Consider the following 20,145-nt stretch of genomic DNA (forward strand, 5'->3'; position numbering starts at 1 on the left):
CGGATCAGCGGTGGACCTTCACGCCCGCGAAGTTCCGCTTCCCGCGCCGCACGACCAGCCACGTCCCGTGCAGCAGGTCCTCGGCGGTGGGCGTCCACTCCTCGTCGGTCACCTTCGTGTTGTTCACGTAGGCGCCGCCCTCCTTGACCGCGCGCCGCGCCGCCCCCCTGCTGTCCGCCAGCTGGCCCGCGATCAGCAGGTCCACGATCGTCGGCGCGTCCGCCAGGGCGACCTCGCCGGACGGCACCTCGGCCATGGCCGCGTCGAGCGTCGACAGGTCCAGCTCCCGCAGCTCCCCCCGGCCGAACAGCGCCTGGCTGGCCGCGACGACCTGCTCCCGCTCGTGCTGCCCGTGCACCAGGTCGGTGAACAGCTCGGCCAGCTTGCGCTGCGCCGCCCGCAGGTGCGGGGCGCTCGTGGTCTGCTCCTCCAGCTCCGCGATCTCCTCGCGGGACAGGAAGCTGAACAGCCGCAGGTAGTGGATGACCTCGGCGTCGCCGACGTTCACGAAGTACTGGTACCAGGCGTACGGCGAGGTCATCGACGGGTCGAGCCACACGTTGCCGCCGCCGGTGGACTTGCCGAACTTCCGGCCCTCGGAGTCCGTGACCAGGGGCGCGGTCATGGCGTGCACGGTGCGCCCCTCGACCTTGCGGATGAGGTCGACGCCGCCGACGAGGTTGCCCCACTGGTCGGAGCCGCCGATCTGCAGCGCGACGCCGTGGTCGCGGTGCAGCCGCAGGTAGTCGTGCGACTGGAGCAGCAGGTAGCTGAACTCGGTGAACGACATGCCGTCGCTGGCCAGCCGGCGCTTGACCGTCTCGCGGGCGAGCATGACGTTGACCGAGAAGTGCTTGCCGACGTCGCGCAGGAACTCCAGCACCGGCATCGGGCCGGTCCAGTCCAGGTTGTTGACCACGATCGCGCCGGTCGGGCCGTCGTCGAACTCGACGAACCGCTCCAGCTGCCCCTTGATCCGCCCGACCCACTCGGCGACCGTGTCCACCGGGTTGAGCTGGCGCTCGGCCGTGTCGCGCGGGTCGCCGATCATGCCGGTGGCGCCGCCCGCGAGGATCACCGGCCGGTGACCGGCGCGCTGGAAGCGGCGGAGCATCAGCAGGGGGACGAGGTTGCCCGCGTGCAGGCTCGGGGCGCTCGGGTCGAAGCCGCAATAGAGGGTGAGCGGCCCCGAGTCGAGGTCCTTGCGCAGGGCGTCGAGGTCGGTGGACTGCGCGATCAGGCCGCGCCAGGTCAGCTCGTCGAGGATGTGCTCACTCACGCGGACCATTGTCGCCCACCCGGTCCACCGCTTTTGACCGGCACCACTCCCCCACCCGGTGGAACGCGGCGGTGGCGAGGACGGCGGCGTGGTCGGCGGGCGCGTAGCCGTGGCCGGTGAAGCGCTCGACGGCGGTGAGGCCCTTGGCCTTCCGGTGGCGGGAGTCGGTGATGTCCAGGCCGTCGAGCAGCGCGCGGACCTCGTCGGGGCAGCTGTCCGGGACGCGGTGCGGCTCGAACGAGAGCAGCGCCCGCCCTCGCTCGGCGAAGGACAGGGTGGTCAGGGCGTCGACGGTCCAGAACGTGCTCGCGGCGCGGCCGTGCTCGGACAGCCCGGCGAGGAGGGCGGGGTCCGCGCACCGGTGACCGTTGTCCTCCCAGAGGGCGAACACGCCGTCGGCGACCTCGGCGAGGGCGATCCACGGGATCAGCACGCTGTGGTCGGTCTCGTCGCGGATGCGCTCCCGCTCGGCGGGGTCGATCGGGGGCGAGCTGATGCCGAGGGCGGCGAGCAGGTGCTCGCGGGTGGTCCCGGTGACGACGGTGATGGTGCTGGCCTGGGCCAGGTCGCTGTTCTCGATCCAGCGGTGGTGCGCCCAGGGCGGGGGGGCGGTCGGGTTCGGGTTCGCCGCGCAGGCGGTGGCCGAGGCGGTCGGTGCGCTTGTGGATGACCTGGGGCGCGCGGGGCGCGGGCCAGACGGTGATCGAGTAGTGCTCGGTCTCGTCGCCGTCGCGGCTGTTGGCCTCCACGAGGGCGCGGTAGTCACCGGGCCAGGGCGGGGTCTCGGTGGTGCGCGGGGCGTGGGGGGACTGCCAGGCGGGCGGGTCCATCGGGTCGGGCAGGGGTTCGCCGTTCACGGTGGCGCCGCCCCTGGGCGCGGTCCAGCTGATCTCGACGGTCTCGTCGAGGTCGAACCAGGGGGCGGCCGGGGCGCGCACGGCGCGGAAGTCCAGCCTGACCCGCCCGCTCGCGACCCCGGTGCGGATCGCGATGCCGCCGTCGATCTCGGTGACAAGGCCGTTCGCCGAGAAGTCGGGATCGGCCGCGCCGGGGAGCGGGTGCTCGGCGAGGGACTCGGCGAGGTCGGCGACCGCGTCGGCGGCTCCCCGGTGGGCCGCTTCGAGGAAGGTGAAGCCCTCGTACGCCCTGCCCCTGCCCGACACCACGAGGACGCCGAACGCGGCCGGGGGGGGCCGCGGGACCTCGGGAACGGGTCAGGGTCGCAGGCGGCCTGCGGCGGCGGCAGGTCCGGTCGGGATCAGGGGGCGCAGTCCGGCGATGGCGGTGGCTAAGGCGTCGATCTCACCCATGTGGCCATCTTGCACTACGCACCGTCACCGCTTGGTTCACCCTGGACAGCGAGACTTCGCACTGATGGTCAATTGCCCTGCGCTCCCGCGTGGTCCAGTTTGGCGGGCATGGCGAGTGATCTGCAGAAGCGGAAGATGTCCGCGGTCTTCGGCGCGATGGACGCCAACGGGGACGGCAAGCTGGAGAAGGCCGACTTCGACGCGCTGACCAAGCGGTGGCTCGCGGTCAGCCGGGACGCCGACGCCGAGGTGCTGCGCTCGACCATGGACCGGTGGTGGACCGTGCTGCGCGAGGCGTCGGACCACAACGACGACGACGAGGTCACCCTGGACGAGGTGATCACGGCGGCGGGCGACCAGATGCTGATGCTGGACCTGGTCGTGTCGACCGCCGAGGCGATGTTCGCGGCCGTGGACCTGGACGGCAGCGGGTCCGTCACCGCGCAGGAGTACGCGACGATGATCCACGCCTGGACCGGGAACGACGCGTCGACCGACGAGGTGTTCGCGCTGCTCGACCTCGACGGGAACGGGGAGCTGTCCAAGTCGGAGTTCGCCCGGCACTGGGTGGAGTTCTGGGCGGGCGACGACCCGGACGCGCCCGCGAACAACGTGTTCGGGCTGATCTGACGCGACCGGGGGCGGGCGCGCGCGGGGTCAGCGGACCCGCGTGCGCCCGCCCTTGCGGTAGGCGCTGACGGCGGGCGAGTCGACCCAGAAGCGCCAGGGGACGTCCACCGCGACGGCCACGCCCACGCGCGGTCCGGTGCGGACGGTCTCCGCGGGCTCGCCCGCGTAGAGCCGCACGGTGGAGTCGGCCGAGGTGAGGTCGACGCCGTTGTGGGCGCGGTCGAGCCCGAGCACGCCGGTGAGCCGGGCGGGGCCCTTGGCCAGCTCGGCGTCGGTGCGGGCGGCGGGCCTGCGGGCGCGGGCCAGCTCGATCCCGGACACCACCTCGCCCGCCCGGATCAGCACCGCCCCCGGCACGCCGTCGGTGAGCGAGACGACGTTGCAGCAGAAGTGCATCCCGTACACGAAGTACACGTACAGGTGACCGGCCGGGCCGAACATGACGTCGTTGCGCGGGGTGCGCCCCCGGTAGCAGTGCGACGCGGGGTCGTCGCCGCCCCGATACGCCTCGACCTCGACGATCCGCACGCCGACGGTTCCCTCGTCCGTGGTGCTCTCCAGGACCGCGCCGAGCAGGAGCTTGGCGGCGTCGACCGGGTCGACCGCCAGCTCCTGCTCGGTCAGCTGCCTGCGCGCGGGGTCAGCGTGAGCGGGCAACGGAGACCTTGTCCCGCAGTCGCCCCAGCTGCTCGGCGACCCGGACGGGCGCGGTGCCGCCGTGGGCGTCGCGCGAGGCGATGGAGCCCTCGACGGTCAGCACCGAGCGCACCTCGGGGGTGAGGTGGGGGGAGATGGCGGCGAACTCGTCGTCGGTCAGCTCGTCCAGCCCGACGCCCCGGTTCTCGGCGGCGCGCACGCACTCCCCCGCCGCCTCGTGGGCGATCCGGAACGGCACGCCCTCGCGGACCAGCCACTCGGCGATGTCGGTGGCCAGGGTGAACCCGGCGGGCGCCAGCTCGGCCATGCGGTCGGTGTCGAAGCGCAGGGTGGCGATCATGCCGGTGAGGGCGGGGAGCAGCAGCTCCAGCTGCTCGACCGAGTCGAACAGGGGCTCCTTGTCCTCCTGCAGGTCCCGGTTGTAGGCCAGCGGCTGGGCCTTGAGGGTGGCGAGCAGGCCGGTGAGGTTGCCGATGAGCCTGCCGGACTTGCCCCTGGTCAGCTCGGCCACGTCGGGGTTCTTCTTCTGCGGCATGATCGAGCTGCCGGTGGACCAGGCGTCGTCGAGCACGGCGAAGCGGAACTCGGCGGTGGTCCAGATGATGACCTCCTCCGCGATGCGGGAGAGGTTGACGCCGATCATGGCGAGCACGAACGCGATCTCGGCGGCGAAGTCGCGGGAGGCGGTGCCGTCGATGGAGTTCTCGACGGGGCCGTCGAAGCCGAGGTCGGCGGCGACCATGGCCGGGTCCAGGCCCAGCGAGGAGCCCGCGAGCGCGCCGGAGCCGTAGGGGGACACGGCGGTGCGGCGGTCCCAGTCGGCGAGGCGGTCGACGTCGCGCAGCAGGGCCTGGCCGTGCGCGAGCAGGTGGTGGGCGAGCAGCACCGGCTGAGCGGACTGCAGGTGCGTGCGGCCGGGCATGACCGCGCCGGGGTGCCGGTCGGCCTGGCCCGCGAGGGCGTCGACGACGTCGAGGACGCCGGTGGTGACGCGGCGCGCGGCGTCGCGCAGCCACATCCGGAACAGGGTGGCGACCTGGTCGTTGCGGGAGCGGCCCGCGCGGAGCTTGCCGCCCAGCTCGGCGCCCGCGCGCTCGATGAGGCCGCGTTCGAGGGCGGTGTGGACGTCCTCGTCGGCGAGGGTCGGGACGAACGCCCCGGACTCGACGTCGGCGGCCAGCACGTCCAGCGCGGCGTGCATCCGGGTCAGCTCGTCGTCGCTGAGCAGCCCGGCGCGGTGCAGCACGGCGGCGTGGGCGCGGGAGCCCCTGATGTCGTACGGGGCCAGCCGCCAGTCGAAGTGCGTGGACGCCGACAGCAGCGCCATCGCTTCGGCCGGTCCGCTGGCGAACCTGCCGCCCCACAACGCGCTCACCTGGAACAACTCCCTCACAGCCGGTGTTCGTGGCAGTGCCGCTGGGCACTGGTGGTGCAGGCGCCGGGGTGAGCGGCGCCGGGTGGGACGGGCCTCAGCTGGCCGTCCCGGCGTGGACTTCGGCGGGCGCGCTCCTGACGGGCGCGCTCCGGTCGGGTGCCATTCTGCACCGCTGCCCGGTGGACGCCCGCCGGGACACCGGCGGGTCGTCGGCGCGGGCGGTCACGACGGCGGGGCCGACGCCCAGGCGCAGGGTGACGCGGCCGGTGACGTGGTGCTGGGTGTCCGCGAGCTCGGCGTCGAGGTCGCGGCGGAGCGGGGTGGACCAGCCGCCCGCGTGCACGAGCTGGGTCCAGCGGCGGTCGAGCAGGCGCTTGCGGCGCAGCTCGGCGGGGGCGAGGGTGAGCTGTTCGAGGGCGCGGTGCGCGGTGGTGAGCGCGCGGGCGGCGGGGGCGCCGGTGCGGCGGGCTAGCTCCTGGAGGAGCTGGCGGGCGGTGTGGGTCTCGCCGTCGAGGGCGACCGGGACGCCGCGGTCGAAGGCGACGGTCAGCTCGGCCGGTTCGGGCGGGGTGGCGCCGGGGCGGTCCCAGAGCGAGGTGGGGGCGGCCGGCGCGCACGCCGGCAGGCCGGTCATCAGCAAGCCGGTCATCGGCTGGGTGGCTGCGGACGTGCGAGGGCTCGGGACGAGCGCTCCGGGGGCGAGCGCGGCCAGGGCGGCGGCCAAGTGGCTATCGGGGCGGCCGTGCGCGAGGCGGGTGGCGCCGAGGTGTTCGGCGGCGCGGACCAGGTGGGTGGCGAGCGCCGGGTGGGTGAGGGCGGCGCCGAGGGGACGGGGGTCGGCGTGCGGGGCGTTGGCGCGCAGCGCGGGCAGGCAGTGGTCGTCGGCGAACGCGTCGCGGGCGTCGACAACGACGGCGTCGGACGCGCCCGCCGCGAGCGCGGCGCGGACTGCCTCGGCCACCACGCCACCACCCTGACCGAGGTCGACCACGACGGCGGTGACCGGGCCGGGCAGCGCGCGCAGCGCGGCGGTGGAGGCCGGGCCTCCGGAGAAGGCGACAGCGGTCAGCACGGGCCCTCCTTCACGAGCGGGGCCCACCACGCGGTGGACCGGGACTTCGGCCCAGCGGAGTGGGCTTGGGGAACACCGGCCCACCGGAGCGGGTCGGGCTGGAACACCGCCCACCGGAGTGGGCGCGGTGGAACACCGCCCACCGGAGCGGGTCGGGCTGAAACACCGGCCCAGCGGAGTGGACCGGACGGGAACTCCGCCCACCGGGCAGGCCCGGTGGAACACCGACCCGGCACAGTGGGCCGGACGGGAACTCGGCCCGCCGGGGCGGGCCTGGTGGAACACCGGCCCACCGAGGCCGCTTGTCGCCGTGCGGGCCGTCGAAGAGGCCGGGTCGCCTGTCGGAGCATGGCTCCGGTGGGCGGTGGCCGCCGCTCGCAGCGCGGTCCCCGGCGAGCGGCGACCCTCGTGGTCCTGCGAGCACCGCGCCGCGCTCCGGTGGCCTGCCGTCGGGCGACAGGCAGGCACGCGGCCTGTCGAACAGCGAACGGCTGGCGCGGTGGGCGACACCCGGCCGCTGGCGTGTGACCCCGGCGGCTGGCGGGCGGTACCTGGCAGTCGGCGAACGACGGCTGGCGGGTGACATCCGCTGGCGAGCGCTGCCCGGCAGCCGGCGAACGACAGTTAGCAGGCCACACCCGCTGGCCTGCGCCCGATGGGCGGGCCCAGGTCAGCCAGGTCGCGGGGGCGTCCCGGTGACCGGCCGCCTCATGTGCCGTTCTCGGCCGTTCGCTGCTCGGCCAGCGCCGTCACCCTCGCGGCCAGGTCGGCGCCGCTGAGGGGTTCGCGGGCGACCACCAGGATGGTGTCGTCGCCCGCGATGGTGCCGACGATGTCGTGCAGCGCCGCCCGGTCCAGCGCGCTGGCCAGGAACTGCGCCGCGCCCGGCGGGGTGCGCAGCACGGCGAGGTTGCCGGAGTGGTCGACCGACACCAGAAGCTCCTCCAGGACCCTGGTGAGCCTGGTGGTGCCCCCCTGGACGCCGCGCACGGGGCTGCCGTCCTCGGGGATGACGTACACCGGCGCTCCCCCGTCGGGGCCGCGCAGCTTGACCGCGCCCAGCTCGTCCAGGTCGCGCGACAGCGTCGCCTGGGTGACGTCGACGCCCTCGGCCGCGAGGATCTTGGCGAGCTCCGCCTGGCTGCGCACCGCGTTCTGGCTGACCAGCTCCACGATGCGGGCCTGCCGGGCGGTTCTGCTCACGACGTGCGCCCGAGCAACCAGACCAGGAGCGCCTTCTGGGCGTGCAGCCGGTTCTCGGCCTCCTCCCACACCGCGCTGGCCGGGCCGTCGATGACCTCGTCGGTGATCTCCCAGCCCCGGTGCGCGGGCAGGCAGTGCAGCACGGTGGTCTTCTCGACGCCGGTGGCGGCGAGCAGGGCCGCGTTCACCTGGTAGGGGTGGAACGGGCGGGTGCGGTCGCGGCCGTCGTTCTCCTGGCCCATGGACGTCCAGGTGTCGGTGACCAGCACGTCCGCGCCGTCGACGGCCGCGCGCGGGTCGGTGATGACCTCGACGGAACCGCCGGTCTCGGCGGCGCGCTTGCGCGCGTCCTCCAGCACCCACGGCGCGGTCTGGAACGCCTCGGGGGCGGCGATGCGCACGTGCATCCCGGCGGTCACGCCGCCGAGCAGCGTGGAGTTCGCCATGTTGTTCGCGCCGTCGCCCAGGTAGGTGATCGTGAGGCCGGCGAGGCGGCCGTGGACGCGCCGCACGGTCTGCAGGTCGGCGAGCACCTGGCAGGGGTGGAACTCGTCGGTGAGCGCGTTGACCACGGGCACGCGGGACACCGACGCCATGGCCTCGATGCGCTTCTGCGCGAAGGTGCGCCACACGACGGCGTCGACGTAGCCGGACAGGACGCGGGAGGTGTCCTCGATGGTCTCCTCGCGGCCGAGCTGCATGGAGCGGCCGTCCACGATCACCGGGTTGCCGCCGAGCTGGGCGATGCCCACCTCGAACGAGAGCCGGGTGCGGGTGGAGTTCTTCTCGAAGATCACCGCGACGGACTTGGGGCCCGCGAGCGGCTTGGGGCCGGTCGGGTCGGCCTTGAGCTCGTCGGCCAGGTCGAGGACCTCGGCCTGCTCCTGCGGTGTGAGGTCGTCGTCGCGGAGGAAGTGGCGGGGGGACATGGCGTTCAGGACTCCAGACAGGACGGGAGGTCGGCCACCAGCCGGTGGGCGTCGACCTCGTCGAGCACCAGCGGCGGCGCCAGCCGGATGACGTCGGGCTGGACGGGGTTGACCAGGTAGCCCGCCCGCTTGGCGGCGGCGGCGACGGCGGCCGACACCGGTTCGCGCAGCAGCACGCCGAGCAGCAGGCCCGCGCCGCGCACCCCGGCCACGAGCGGGTGGTTCAGCGCCTCGACGCCCGCGGCGATCTCCTTGCCGACCGAGGAGGCGTGCTCCAGCAGGCCGTCCGCGGCGATGGTGTCGAGCACGGCGAGCGCGGCGGCGCAGCACACCGGGTTGCCGCCGAAGGTGGTGCCGTGCTGGCCGGGCTGGAACAGGTCCTTGGCCGGGCCGATCGCGATGCACGCGCCGAGCGGCAGGCCGCCGCCGAGGCCCTTGGCGAGGGTGACGACGTCGGGGACGATCCCGGCCTGGTGGAAGGCGAACCAGGAGCCGAGGCGGCCGACGCCGGTCTGCACCTCGTCCACGACCAGCAGCGCGCCGTGCTCGGCGGTGATGCGGCGGGCCGCCTGGAGGTAGCCCTCCGGGGGCACGACCACGCCGTTCTCGCCCTGGACGGGCTCGACGAAGAACGCGGCGGTGCTGTCGTCGATCGCCGCCTCGAGCGCGGCGACGTCGCCGAACGGGACGTGCTCGACGCCGGGCACGAGCGGCTCGAACGGGGTGCGCTTGCCGGGCTGGCCGGTCAGCGCGAGCGCGCCCATGGTGCGGCCGTGGAAGCCGCCGGTGGTGGCGACGACCTTGGTGCGGCCGGTGCGGCGGCTGAGCTTGAGGGCGGCCTCGTTGGCCTCGGCGCCGGAGTTGCAGAACAGCACGCGGCCGTCGCCGTCCACCCCGGCCAGGTCGAGCAGGCGCTCGGCCAGCGCCAGGGAGGGGTGGTTGATGTACAGGTTCGAGGTGTGGCCGAGCTTGCCGATCTGCTCGGTCACGGCGGCGACGACGGCCGGGTGGGCGTGCCCGAGCGCGTTGACGGCGATGCCGCTGACCAGGTCGAGGTAGCGGTTGCCGTCGACGTCCCACACGAACGCGCCCTCGCCGCGCTCCAGCGCGAGTGCGGGCGTGCCGTAGTTGTCCATCATCACGGCCTGCCAGCGCTGCTGGTCGCTCATTCGCCGTCCCCCTCCTCGTGTTCGGTCACCATCGTCCCGACGCCCTCGGAGGTGAAGACCTCCAGCAGCAGCGAGTGGGCGAGCCTGCCGTCGATCACGTGCGCCTGCGGCACGCCGCCGCGCACGGCGCGCAGGCACGCCTCCATCTTGGGCACCATGCCGCTGTCCAACGAGGGCAGCAGCGCCTCCAGCCGGTCGGCTCCGATGCGGGCGACCAGGGAGTCGCGGTCGGGCCAGTCCGCGTAGAGGCCCTCGACGTCGGTGAGGACGACGAGCTTGCGGGCCTTCAACCCCACGGCGACGGCGCCCGCGGCGGTGTCGGCGTTGACGTTGTGCACGACGCCCGCCGCGTCCGGGGCCACCGTGGAGATGACCGGGATGCGCCCGGCCCGGATGATGTCGAGCACCGCGTCGGGGTTGACCGCGACGATGTCGCCGACGAGGCCGAGGTCGACGTGCTCGCCGTCGACGACCGTGCCGCGCCGCTCGGCGGTGAGCAGGTGCGCGTCCTCGCCCGACAGACCCACCGCGTAGGGGCCGTGCTCGTTGAGCAGGCCCACCAGCTCCCGCTGCACCTGACCGACCAGGACCATGCGCACGACGTCCATGGCCTCGGGCGTGGTGACCCGCAGGCCGCCCCTGAACTCGCTGGCGATACCCATTTTACCGAGCATCGCGGCGATCTGGGGCCCGCCGCCGTGCACCACGACCGGGTGAAGTCCGGCGAGCTTGAGGAAGACGACGTCCTGGGCGAACGCGCGCTTGAGGTCGTCGTCGACCATGGCGTTGCCGCCGTACTTGACGACGACGGTGGCGCCCTGGAAGCGCCGCAGCCACGGCAGCGCCTCGATCAGGACGCCCGCCTTCTCCAGGGCGTGCCGCTGCGCGGGTGTGGTCATGACGAGTACGCGCTGTTCTCTTCGACGTAGCCGTGGGACAGGTCCGTGGTGAGCACGGTCGCGGAGCCCTCGCCGAGGCCCAGCTCGACCACGATGGAGATGTCGCGGCCGGACAGGTCGGCCTCGGAGCGGTCGGCGGCCTTGTGCCCGTCGGCGAACAGGGTGACGCCGTTGATGGTGATGCCCAGCCGGTCGGGGTCGACCTCGGCGGCGGAGCGGCCGACGGCCATGGCGACGCGGCCCCAGTTGGGGTCGGAGCCGAACAGGGCGGTCTTGACCAGGTTGTCCTCGGCGACGGTCTTGCCCACGGTGACCGCGTCGGCCTCGGTGCGCGCGCCGACGACGGTCACGCTGATCTCCTTGGTGGCGCCCTCGGCGTCGCCCTGGAGCTGCTTGACCAGGTCGCCCGCGACGGCGGTGAGCAGCTCGGCGAAGTCGTCGACCTCGGGCTCGATCCCGGACGCGCCGGAGGACAGCACGATCACCGTGTCGTTGGTGGAGGTGCCGCCGTCGACGTCGAGCCGGTCGAACGTCCTGGTCACGGCGTGCCGCAGGGCCGCGTCGAGCGCGTCGCCGGTGATGACGGCGTCGGTGGTGATGACCGACAGCATGGTGGCCATGTTCGGGGCGAGCATCCCCGCGCCCTTGACGAAGCCGCCCACGGACCAGCCGTCGGGGTGGCGCGTCCAGGACTGCTTGGGGTGGCTGTCGGTGGTCATGACGGCGGTGGCGGCGGCGAGACCGGCGGCCTCGGTCCCCGCCAGCTCGGCGACGGCGGCGTCGACGCCGGGCAGGAGCTTGTCCATCGGCAGCCGCTCACCGATGAGGCCGGTGGAGCAGACCGCGACCTCGCCCGCGCCGGTGGCCAGCGCCTCGCCGACCTTCTCGGCGGTGGCGTGGGTGTCCTGGAAGCCCTCGGGACCGGTGCAGGCGTTGGCGCCGCCGGAGTTGAGGACGACGGCGGTCAGCCTGCGCTCCTTGATCACCTGCTGGGACCACAGGACCGGGGCGGCCTTGACCTGGTTGGTGGTGAACACGGCGGCGGCGGCGTCGTTCGGGCCGTCGTTGACGACCAGCGCCAGGTCGAGCGCGCCGGACTCCTTGATGCCCGCGGCGACACCTGCGGCGCGGAAGCCCTGGGGGCCGGTGACGCCCTGGGTGCGGATCATGGTGCGACTCCGATGGTGGACAGGCCGGTGGTCTCCGGCAGGCCGAGGGCGAGGTTCGCGCACTGCACCGCGGCGCCCGCGGTGCCCTTCGCGAGGTTGTCGATGGCGGCGACGACGACCAGTCGGTTCAGGTCGGGGTCGGTGGTGACCTGGAGCTGCACGGCGTTGGAGCCGAGCACGGCGCCGGTGGTGGGCCAGTGGCCCTCGGGCAGCAGGTGGACGAACGGCTCGTCCGCGCAGGCGGCCTGGTAGGCGGCCCTGACCTGCGCGGCGTCCACGCCGTCGGCGAGGGTCGCGGTGCAGGTCGCGAGGATGCCGCGCGGCAGCGGGGCCAGCACCGGGGTGAAGGAGACCTTCACCGGGCGGCCCGCGACGGCGCTGAGGTTCTGGGTGATCTCGGGGGTGTGCCGGTGCGCGCCGCCGACGCCGTAGGCGGACAGCGAGCCCATGACCTCGGACCCGAGCAGGTTCGCCTTGGGCGCCTTGCCCGCGCCGGACGTGCCGGAGACGGCGACCACGGTGACCTCGGGCTCGACCAGGCCGATCGCCGGGGCCAGCGCGAGCGAGGACACCGTCGGGTAGCAGCCGGGGACCGCGATCCGCTTGGCGCCGCGCAGCGCCTCGCGGTGGCCGGGCAGCTCGGGCAGGCCGTAGGGCCAGCTGCCCGCGTGCTCACCGCCGTACCAGCGCTGCCAGGCTGCGGCGTCGGTCAGCCGGTGGTCGGCCCCGCAGTCCACGACGAGCACGTCGTCCCCGAGCTGGGCGGCCAGCGCGGCGGAGTGCCCGTGCGGCAGCGCCAGGAACACCACGTCGTGACCCGCGAGGACCTCGGGCGTGGTCTCCTCCAGGACCCGGTCGGCCAGCGGGAGCAGGTGCGGCTGGTGCGCCAGCAGCGGGGCTCCCGCGTTGCCGCCCGCCGTGAGCGCGCCGATCTCCACCTCGGGATGTGCGAGGAGCAGCCGGAGCAGCTCGCCCCCGGCATACCCGCTGGCTCCCGCGACCGCGATCCGAACCGTCATGCGGATAAGTATGCACGACTGTGCAAAGTCACTCAAAGGGGTTCGGGTCACACCACTGTCACACGGTGAGCACGACCTTGCCCAGCACACCTCCCGCGGAAAGCCGCAGCAACGCGTCCTCGGCGCGCTCCAGCGGGTAGGAGCGGTCGAGCGGCGCGCGCAGCTGCCCGCGCTCCACGAACCCGACCAGCAGGCGCAGGTCCTCGGCGCCGACGAGGGAGACGGGGCAGGTCAGGCTCTGCCGGACCAGCGGGTTGAGCAGCAGCGCCCCGAGCTGCCGCTGGAGCCCGCCGAACACCGCGCCCCCGCCCTCGCCGCCGACGATCACGAGCGCGCCGCGCGGGGTGAGCAGCCGCCGCAGGGCGCGCAGCGGCCGTCTGCCCCCGGTGTCCACGACCAGGTCGTACCGCCCGCTCGGCTCGGCCTCGCGGTAGTCGACGACCTCGTCGGCCCCCAACGAGCGCACGAACCCGGCTTTGCCGCCCGAGCACACCCCGGTCACCCGAGCCCCGAGCGCCTTGGCGAGCTGCACCGCGCACGACCCGACCCCGCCGGACGCGCCGAGCACGAGCACCCGCTCCCCCACCCGCCCCCGCACGGCCTGCAGCGCGGTCACCCCCGAGATCGGCAGCGCGGCGGCCTCGGCGAACGTCAGCGACGCGGGCTTGCGCACGATCCGGTCGGCCGACGCGCGCGCCAGCTCGGCGAACGCGCCACGCCCCACCCCGAGCACCTCGTCACCCACCTCGAACCCGCGCACCCCGCCCCCGACCCGCTCGACCACCCCGGCCAGGTCCGCGCCCGGCACCCGGTTCCTCGGCCGCCGCAACCCGATCGCCAGCCGCACCACCCCCGGCTCACCGGTCACCAGGTGCCGCGCGCCCTGGTCAACGCCCGCCGCGCGCACCCGGACCAGCACCTCCCCCTCACCCGGCTCAGGCTCGGGGACCTCCTCGACCCGCAGCACCCCAGCGATGCCGTACGCGTCCTGCACGACAGCTCTCACCGCTCCCACTCCCCCTCAGCTCATGACCCACGTGGTTGTTGCGATCAAGTTCGTGAAGCAGGTTCAACGCCACAGCCCCGGCTCCCGAGCGGTTGAGGCACATCCGCTCAAGCCCCCGCCCAGGCGGCAGTAACCGCCCAGACAGCAGCAACCGACCAGGGGACAGCACCCAGCCAGGTGACAGCACTCGGTCAGGCGGGCACAGGCGCGAACCCCGGCCCGCGATGGCGACCCACCAGGCCCGGACGCGCCCCTGTCCCGATGCGGGCGACGCGCGGCGCGAACCGCCGGAACCAGCGGTCCGGCAGCGGCGTGACCCCACCGCCTCGCCGACGATGAAGACGAAGAAGAACGGGCCTGCGCCGCTCGACGATCCCCACGACTCGTCGAGCGCCGGGAGTCGGGAGTCGGGAGTCGGGAGTCGGCCTGGATTGTCCGGTCGCAGTCCTGCCCCGCAGGATCTCGACCAGCGTCGATCCACACAGGACATGCTCTGCGTGGCTGTTCGAGGACTTCGGTTCGAGGACTCGGGTTGGCCAGACGACTCCGCGATCGACGCCGAGACGAGGACGCCGCGGTAGCCGGTGTCAGCCCGGAGGAGCAAGAAGCAGCACCCCACCCCGCCCTGTCGCGGTCCCGCCCTGTCGCGGCCCCGCCCTGTCGCGGCCCCGCCCTGTCGCGACCCTGTCTCGCCTTGGTCCCGCCGCAGCGGAGACCTGGCCGCGCGTTCGTCTCGGAGTGACCGGCCGCTGACCGGCAGGCAGGCGCTAGTCGGACAACGCCGGGCTACCGGGATCTCCTCGTGCGCACACCACCGCGCTCGCCGCCGCCGACCCCCGCGATCGCTAGAAGCAGCTCACACCTCCCCCTCCCCCACGTCCCCCTCCGGGTAGTGGAAGACGTCGTCCAGCGGCACCTTGAACACCCGCGCGATCCGGAACGCCATCTCCAGCGAGGGCGAGTAGCGCCCCTGCTCGATGGCGATCACGGTCTGCCTGGTGACCCCGACCCGCTCGGCCAGCTCGGCCTGGGTCATCCCGTCGCGCGCGAAGCGCAGCGAGCGGATGGAGTTGGTGACCCTCGTGGGCTTCACCACCCGTGGACCCCTCTGCGGTAGGCGACGATCTTCGCTGCGGCGCCGACCACGGCCGAGAGCACGAACGCCAGGTAGACGGCGTTGGCGATCCAGAAGCCGTCGGCGTCCAGCAGCGCCAGCGCGAGGGCCGCCACCGCGCCGAGCACGACGAAGGCCTGCCCGACGTGCTCGCCGAACCGGTTGATGTCCCGGTCCCGCTCGTCCTCCTCGCCCGCCTCCTTCGGCGCGAGCGCCGACACCACGACGACGAGGGCGATCGTCACCACCACGGACAGCACCGTGGACCACACCAGCGGCCACTCGTAGGCCACGCCCGACAGCGGCCCGCCCGCCGCGCGCCCCAGCACGACCACCGCGTACGCCGCGTACCCCACCAGCGCGGACAGCGCCGCTATCCAGGTGCGCTTCTCGTGGAACGACATCTCCCCGACCCGCATCCCCACCCCCGATGTCAAACAAACCCGACACCGACCAATGTAAAGAAGACCGGACACCGTGTCAAACATCCTTCACACGGTGTCCGGCCTCGCAAAAGGGTCGATCACCCGCCGAAGCGGCCCAGCGCCCGGATCTTGTTGGTCGCGTCCAGCGCGGCGACCTTGTAGGCCTCCGACAGCGTCGGGTAGTTGAAGACCGTGTCGACCAGGTAGTCCACCGTCCCGCCGCACGCCATGACCGCCTGCCCGATGTGCACCAGGTCGGTCGCGCCGGTCCCGAACAGGTGCACGCCCAGCAGCTTGCGGTCCTCCGTGGACACCAGCAGCTTGAGCATCCCGTACGCGTCGCCCACGATCTGCCCGCGCGCCAGCTCCCGGTACCGGGCCAGCCCCACCTCGTACGGCACCGACGACGAGGTCAGCTCCGCCTCGGTCGCGCCGCAGTAGGAGATCTCCGGGATGGTGTAGATCCCGATCGGCTGGAGCCCGGACAGCTCGTTCGCGCTCTCCCCGAACGCGTGGTACGCCGCCAGCCTGCCCTGGTCCATCGAGGTCGCGGCCAGCGCCGGGAAGCCGATCACGTCGCCGACGGCGTAGATGTGCTCGACCGACGTCCGGTAGTTCCCGTCCACCGACAGCCGCCCCCGGTGGTCGGCCTCCAGGCCCGCGGCCCCCAGGTTCAGCGACTCGGTGCACCCCTGGCGCCCCGCCGAGTACATGACGGCCTCGGCCGCGATGCGCTTGCCGCTGGCCAGCGTGGTGACCGTGCCCCGCTCGGACACCGACACGTCCACGACCTTCTCGCCGAACCGGAAGGTCACCGCCAGGTCCCGCAGGTGGAACTTCAGCGACTCGACGATCTCCGAGTCGCAGAAGTCGAGCATCCGCTCCCGCTGCTCCACGACCGTGACCCGGCTGCCGAGCGCGGCGAACATCGAGGCGTACTCGATGCCGATGACGCCCGCGCCCACCACGACCAGCGAGGACGGGATGGTGTCGAGCTGGAGCACCTCGTCCGAGTCGAGCACCCGCGCCTCGTCGAAGTCCACCTGGGACGGGCGCGCGGGCCTGGTCCCGGTGGCGATCACGATCTTCTCGCCGCTGATCACCCGGTGCTCGCCCCGGTGCGCGCCCTCGACGGCGACGCTGTGCGGGCCGGTGAACGACCCGGTGCCGGTGAGCAGGTCGACCTGGTTGCGGTGCAGCTGCGCCCGCACGACCTGCACCTCGTGCCCGATGACGTGCTGGGTGCGCGCGAGCAGGTCGGAGATGGTGATGTCCTCCTTGACCCGGTAGCTGGCGCCGTACAGCTCGCGCTGGCTCATGCCGGTCAGGTACATGACCGCTTCGCGCAGGGTCTTGGAGGGGATGGTGCCGGTGTTGACGCACACGCCGCCGACCATGTCGGCCTTGTCCACGATGGCGACCCGCTTGCCGAGCTTCGCGCCCGCGATCGCCGCCTTCTGCCCGCCGGGGCCGGACCCGATGACGACCAGGTCGTAGTCGTACTCGCTGCTCATCGGGCCAGCGTTACACAGATCACCCGTCCGGGCGGGCTGGTCGGGGCAGTCGTGACGCGCCCTTCACGAACCCTTCAGCCGCCCGGCTCAGCCCCTGGTCGCGCGGCCGGAGTAGGTCAGCGGGAACACCAGGTCCTGGCAGGCGGGCGGGATGTCGCCCGCGATCCGCACGACCATCGCGACGTCCACGGACCCCTCCGGCGGGATGATGACCGGCTGGTCCATCGGGTCCACGGTCAGCACGTCGGACCCGCACCCGTCGACCGGGTTGCGCCCCTCGTCCACCGGCTCGCCCGGCTCCGCCTGGAGCGACATGACCATGATGTCGACGTCGTTGGGGTTGGACAGCCGCACCGTGCGGGAGCCCTGCGCGCCGGGGGTCAGCTCGACCGAGGCCCCGGACACGTCGTCGATCCCGAACGGCTTGAGGTCGGCCACCCCGGCCTCGCCGCCGCTGATCGAGTAGGACACCACCGGCACCTCGGGCTCGGGCCAGGTCAGGTGCATGGACACGACCACGGCCGCGCCTGCGCCGAGGATGCTCAGCGCGACCGCGACTTCCCCCCGCGGACCGAGGTTTCGCATGGTGCAACTCCACGGTAGGACTGTTGCCCAGGCGGTGGGTTCGCCGCTAGCTCCCCATCGGACCGGCGACCAGACACGCCCGGTGGTTCATCGCTTCGCCTTCGGCCCCGGTGGACCGGCGAGGCCAATCTTGGAGAACGTTCAACTGCCGCGCAAGCACGGGGGGTCCCTGAAAAGCAGGGTTTTCCACCCCCTTATGAACCCGTTCCCACTGCTCTGAACTGGGCGTTCTCGCTATCGCGCCACCCAAGGGATTCACCCTAAAAGGTGAACCCCGGACCCGCAGAGTTGCGGGTCCGGGGTTCTTGGGCTCACGCCCGGAGCACTGCGCCCACGCTCTCGGCCGCAGCGGCCACGGCCGCGTCACGCGCCGCCGTCGCCTCCTCCACGGTCAGCGTGCGGTCGGTCGCCCGGAACCGGAGCGCGTACGCCAGCGAGCGCTTGCCCTCGCCGACCCGCTCGCCCCGGTAGTCGTCGAACAGCCGGATGTCCTCCAGCAGCTCGCCGCCCCCCGCGCTCAGCGCCTCGGCGACCCGCGCGGCGGGCACGTCGGCGTCGACCACGACGGCCACGTCGAGCAGCACCGGCGGGTAGGGCGAGACGACCGGCGCGGGCCGGTGCTCGGCCAGCGGCAGCGCGTCCAGGTCCAGCTCGACGGCCACGGTGCGCTTGGGCAGCCCCAGCGCCTCCACGACCTTCGGGTGCAGCTCGCCCGCGTGGCCGACCGGGAAGTCGCCCACGCGCAGCTCGGCGCACCGGCCGGGGTGCCACGGCGCCAGGTCCGAGGCCACCGCGCTGATCCGCACGCCGTAGGCCTGCCCGACCAGCCTCGCCACCTCGACCGCGTCCGCCCAGTCGGCCCGGCGACCGGCGCCCCACCAACCGGGCAGCTCGCGGTTGCCGCACAGCACCGCGGCCACGTGCACCGGCTGCTGCGGCAGCGCCGCCAGCAGCGCCGCGACCTGCTCGTCGGCGGGCCGCTCGCCCACGCCGACCTCGGGCATGGCGCCCTGCTGCGCGCGCGGCAGCGTCACCTGGGCCACCGCGTACAGCGCCACGTCCTTCTGACCGCGCGCCAGGTTGCGCTGCAGCGCGTCCAGCAGGCCCGGCACCAGGGTGGTGGCCAGCGCGTTCTTGTCCGACTCCAGCGGGTTGAGCACCGTGGTCGTGGTGCGCCGCACGTCGTCCTCGGCCAGCCCGAGCGCGTCGAACACGGCGGGCGAGAGGAACGGGAACGGCTTGACCTCGACCAGGCCGTGCTCGGCCAGCGCGCGGGAGACCGAGCGGCGACGGCGCTGCTGCTCGGTCAGGCCCCGGCCTGCGGGGACGGGCGGCAGCACCGACGGGATGCTGTCGTAGCCCTCCAGCCGGAGCACCTCCTCCACCAGGTCGGCGGGCTGGGTCAGGTCGGCGCGCCAGGTCGGCGGCACGGCGGTGACCACGGTGTGGCCCGCGTCGTCCGTGCTGACCTCGACGCGGCAGCCGATCTGGCCGAGCCTGCGGGCCGTGACGCCGCGCGCGTAGGGCACGCCGGCGACCCGGTCGGGCAGGTCGATCGGCATGGACACGGCGGCGGGCAGCTCCGGCGTGCCGACGTCCGTGCGGCCGGGCTGGATGGAGCCCTCGCCGAACAGGTGCAGCAGCCGCGCGGCGCGCTCCAGCGCCACGGGGGCCAGCGCCGGGTCGACGGTCCGCTCGTACCGCTTGGCCGCCTCGCTGGGCAGCTTGTGGCGGCGCACGGTGCGGGCGATGGACTTCGGGTCCCACACGGCCGCTTCGAGCAGAATGTCGGAGCTGCTGTCGCGCACCTCGGTGCTCGCGCCGCCCATGACGCCCGCCAGCGACACCACGCCGCTGTCGTCGGCGATGACGATGTCGTCGGGGTCGAGCGCCCGCACGGCGTCGTCGAGCGTGGTCAGCTTCTCCCCCGCCACCGCGCGGCGCACCACGAGCCCGCCCTTGACGGCGGCGGCGTCGAAGGCGTGCAGCGGCTGGCCCAGTTCGAGCATCACGTAGTTGGTGACGTCGACCGGCAGCGAGATGGAGCGGATGCCCGCCAGCATGAGCCTGCGGCGCATCCACCACGGGGTGGGCGCGGTCGGGTCCACGCCGGTGACGCGGCGGGCCGCGAAGCGCGAGCACGCGGAGGCGTCGTCGACCCGCACCGACCACACGTCGCCCTCGGCCTCGGGCACCTCGGCCAGGCCGGGGTCGCCGAACGGGGCCTCGAACGCGCAGGCGATCTCGCGGGCCAGGCCGCGCACCGAGAACGCGTAGCCCCGGTCCGGGGTGGGCGCGACCTCGATGACGGTGTCGCCGAGGCCGAGCAGCTCGAACGCGTCGTCACCCGGCTGGGCGGTGCCGCTGGGCAGCACGAGGATGCCCGCGTGCTCGTCGCCCAGGCCCAGCTCGCGGGCGGAGCAGATCATGCCCTCGCTGGTGCGGCCGTAGGTCTTGCGGGCGGCGATGCGGAAGTCGCCGGGCAGCACCGCGCCGGGCAGCGCCACCACGACGGTGTCGCCCTCGACGAAGTTGCGCGCGCCGCACACGATGCCGTTGACCTGGTCGGGGCCGACCTCGACCCGGCAGAACCGGATCGGCTTCTTGAACTCGGTCAGCTCCTCGATCTCGACCACGCGGCCCGCGACGAGCGGTCCGGTGACCGGGCCGAGCCCGGTGGTCTCCTCGACCTCGATGCCCACTCGCGTGAACGCCTCGGCGAGCTGGTCCGGCGTGGGGGTCTGGTCGAACTCGAGGTGCTCGACCAGCCAGGTAACCGGGATGCGCACC

Annotated in this window: 18 protein-coding genes; 1 reads left to right on the plus strand and 17 read right to left on the minus strand. The window is 73.6% G+C overall.

Annotation, left to right across the window (positions count from 1 at the left end):
• Nucleotides 1–4: 4 nt before the first annotated feature.
• Both tyrS and CNX65_RS35775 read right to left on the minus strand, forming a co-directional pair.
• Nucleotides 5–1,279 (minus strand): tyrosine--tRNA ligase, encoded by a 1,275-nt coding sequence (tyrS, locus tag CNX65_RS27125; protein WP_096498026.1) that lies wholly within the window; start codon nt 1,277–1,279, stop codon nt 5–7.
• Nucleotides 1,272–2,045 (minus strand): DUF6461 domain-containing protein, encoded by a 774-nt coding sequence (locus CNX65_RS35775; RefSeq protein WP_157767875.1) that lies wholly within the window; start codon nt 2,043–2,045, stop codon nt 1,272–1,274. Before CNX65_RS35775 ends, tyrS begins: the two co-directional genes overlap by 8 nt.
• Nucleotides 2,046–2,697: 652 nt before the next feature.
• Here CNX65_RS35775 and CNX65_RS27140 point away from each other — a divergent pair.
• Nucleotides 2,698–3,219, plus strand: a complete 522-nt coding sequence (locus CNX65_RS27140; RefSeq protein WP_096496283.1) for an EF-hand domain-containing protein — start codon at nt 2,698–2,700, stop codon at nt 3,217–3,219.
• A gap of 27 nt (nt 3,220–3,246) precedes the next feature.
• On the opposite strand, the gene CNX65_RS27145 is transcribed toward CNX65_RS27140, so the two are convergent.
• From CNX65_RS27145 to pheT, 15 genes are all read right to left on the minus strand, one after another.
• Nucleotides 3,247–3,876 carry a DNA-3-methyladenine glycosylase gene (locus CNX65_RS27145; protein WP_096496284.1) on the minus strand — a complete coding sequence of 210 codons (630 nt, stop codon included), beginning with the start codon at nt 3,874–3,876 and terminating at the stop codon, nt 3,247–3,249.
• The gene (gene argH / locus CNX65_RS27150; protein WP_232520208.1) at nt 3,860–5,203 is read right to left on the minus strand and encodes an argininosuccinate lyase; all 1,344 of its coding nucleotides are present in this window, start codon (nt 5,201–5,203) and stop codon (nt 3,860–3,862) included. Before argH ends, CNX65_RS27145 begins: the two co-directional genes overlap by 17 nt.
• Nucleotides 5,204–5,345: 142 nt before the next feature.
• Nucleotides 5,346–6,323, minus strand: coding sequence for an argininosuccinate synthase domain-containing protein (locus CNX65_RS27155; protein ID WP_157767876.1), 978 nt, complete (start codon nt 6,321–6,323; stop codon nt 5,346–5,348).
• Nucleotides 6,324–7,031: 708 nt separating this feature from the next.
• Complete coding sequence (locus tag CNX65_RS27160; RefSeq protein ID WP_015804155.1) at nt 7,032–7,526, minus strand: arginine repressor; 495 nt, start codon at nt 7,524–7,526, stop codon at nt 7,032–7,034.
• The gene (gene argF, locus CNX65_RS27165; protein WP_096496287.1) at nt 7,523–8,455 is read right to left on the minus strand and encodes an ornithine carbamoyltransferase; all 933 of its coding nucleotides are present in this window, start codon (nt 8,453–8,455) and stop codon (nt 7,523–7,525) included. Before argF ends, CNX65_RS27160 begins: the two co-directional genes overlap by 4 nt.
• 5 nt (nt 8,456–8,460) lie before the next feature.
• Nucleotides 8,461–9,624 carry an acetylornithine transaminase gene (locus CNX65_RS27170; RefSeq protein WP_015804157.1) on the minus strand — a complete coding sequence of 388 codons (1,164 nt, stop codon included), beginning with the start codon at nt 9,622–9,624 and terminating at the stop codon, nt 8,461–8,463.
• Nucleotides 9,621–10,523 (minus strand): acetylglutamate kinase, encoded by a 903-nt coding sequence (gene argB / locus CNX65_RS27175; protein ID WP_096496288.1) that lies wholly within the window; start codon nt 10,521–10,523, stop codon nt 9,621–9,623. The genes CNX65_RS27170 and argB overlap by 4 nt, the downstream gene beginning before the upstream one ends.
• Complete coding sequence (gene argJ / locus CNX65_RS27180) at nt 10,520–11,692, minus strand: bifunctional glutamate N-acetyltransferase/amino-acid acetyltransferase ArgJ (RefSeq protein WP_096496289.1); 1,173 nt, start codon at nt 11,690–11,692, stop codon at nt 10,520–10,522. Before argJ ends, argB begins: the two co-directional genes overlap by 4 nt.
• The gene (gene argC / locus CNX65_RS27185; protein ID WP_096496290.1) at nt 11,689–12,711 is read right to left on the minus strand and encodes an N-acetyl-gamma-glutamyl-phosphate reductase; all 1,023 of its coding nucleotides are present in this window, start codon (nt 12,709–12,711) and stop codon (nt 11,689–11,691) included. The genes argJ and argC overlap by 4 nt, the downstream gene beginning before the upstream one ends.
• 58 nt (nt 12,712–12,769) lie before the next feature.
• Entirely contained in the window at nt 12,770–13,717 is a 948-nt protein-coding gene (locus tag CNX65_RS27190; protein ID WP_096496291.1) for an NAD(P)-dependent alcohol dehydrogenase, read from the minus strand.
• 856 nt (nt 13,718–14,573) lie between these two features.
• Nucleotides 14,574–14,813: a helix-turn-helix transcriptional regulator gene (locus CNX65_RS27195; RefSeq protein ID WP_096496292.1), complete on the minus strand. Its 240-nt coding sequence runs from the start codon at nt 14,811–14,813 to the stop codon at nt 14,574–14,576.
• A complete protein-coding gene (locus CNX65_RS27200) occupies nt 14,807–15,250 on the minus strand; it encodes a hypothetical protein (protein ID WP_096496293.1) in 444 nt (147 codons plus the stop codon). Before CNX65_RS27200 ends, CNX65_RS27195 begins: the two co-directional genes overlap by 7 nt.
• A gap of 104 nt (nt 15,251–15,354) precedes the next feature.
• Nucleotides 15,355–16,770 (minus strand): Si-specific NAD(P)(+) transhydrogenase, encoded by a 1,416-nt coding sequence (gene sthA, locus CNX65_RS27205; RefSeq protein ID WP_096496294.1) that lies wholly within the window; start codon nt 16,768–16,770, stop codon nt 15,355–15,357.
• Nucleotides 16,771–16,857: 87 nt separating this feature from the next.
• On the minus strand, nt 16,858–17,355 hold the full coding sequence (locus CNX65_RS27210) for a hypothetical protein (RefSeq protein ID WP_096496295.1): 498 nt from the start codon (nt 17,353–17,355) through the stop codon (nt 16,858–16,860).
• 311 nt (nt 17,356–17,666) lie between these two features.
• Nucleotides 17,667–20,144, minus strand: a complete 2,478-nt coding sequence (gene pheT, locus CNX65_RS27215; protein ID WP_096496296.1) for a phenylalanine--tRNA ligase subunit beta — start codon at nt 20,142–20,144, stop codon at nt 17,667–17,669.
• Between the last annotated feature and the right edge of the window lies 1 nt (nt 20,145).

This window comes from Actinosynnema pretiosum (assembly GCF_002354875.1).
In the GTDB taxonomy this organism is placed as follows: domain Bacteria; phylum Actinomycetota; class Actinomycetes; order Mycobacteriales; family Pseudonocardiaceae; genus Actinosynnema; species Actinosynnema auranticum.

Coding starts and splice junctions, on each gene's coding strand:
- CNX65_RS27210 (WP_096496295.1), bottom strand. CDS start 17,355: ATGCGAAACCTCGGTCCGCGGGGGGAAGTCGCGGTCGCGCTGAGCATC.
- argB (WP_096496288.1), bottom strand. CDS start 10,523: ATGACCACACCCGCGCAGCGGCACGCCCTGGAGAAGGCGGGCGTCCTG.
- argJ (WP_096496289.1), bottom strand. CDS start 11,692: ATGATCCGCACCCAGGGCGTCACCGGCCCCCAGGGCTTCCGCGCCGCA.
- CNX65_RS27140 (WP_096496283.1), top strand. CDS start 2,698: ATGGCGAGTGATCTGCAGAAGCGGAAGATGTCCGCGGTCTTCGGCGCG.
- argF (WP_096496287.1), bottom strand. CDS start 8,455: ATGTCCCCCCGCCACTTCCTCCGCGACGACGACCTCACACCGCAGGAG.
- argC (WP_096496290.1), bottom strand. CDS start 12,711: ATGACGGTTCGGATCGCGGTCGCGGGAGCCAGCGGGTATGCCGGGGGC.
- argH (WP_232520208.1), bottom strand. CDS start 5,203: ATGGCGCTGCTGTCGGCGTCCACGCACTTCGACTGGCGGCTGGCCCCG.
- CNX65_RS27170 (WP_015804157.1), bottom strand. CDS start 9,624: ATGAGCGACCAGCAGCGCTGGCAGGCCGTGATGATGGACAACTACGGC.
- sthA (WP_096496294.1), bottom strand. CDS start 16,770: ATGAGCAGCGAGTACGACTACGACCTGGTCGTCATCGGGTCCGGCCCC.
- CNX65_RS27200 (WP_096496293.1), bottom strand. CDS start 15,250: ATGCGGGTCGGGGAGATGTCGTTCCACGAGAAGCGCACCTGGATAGCG.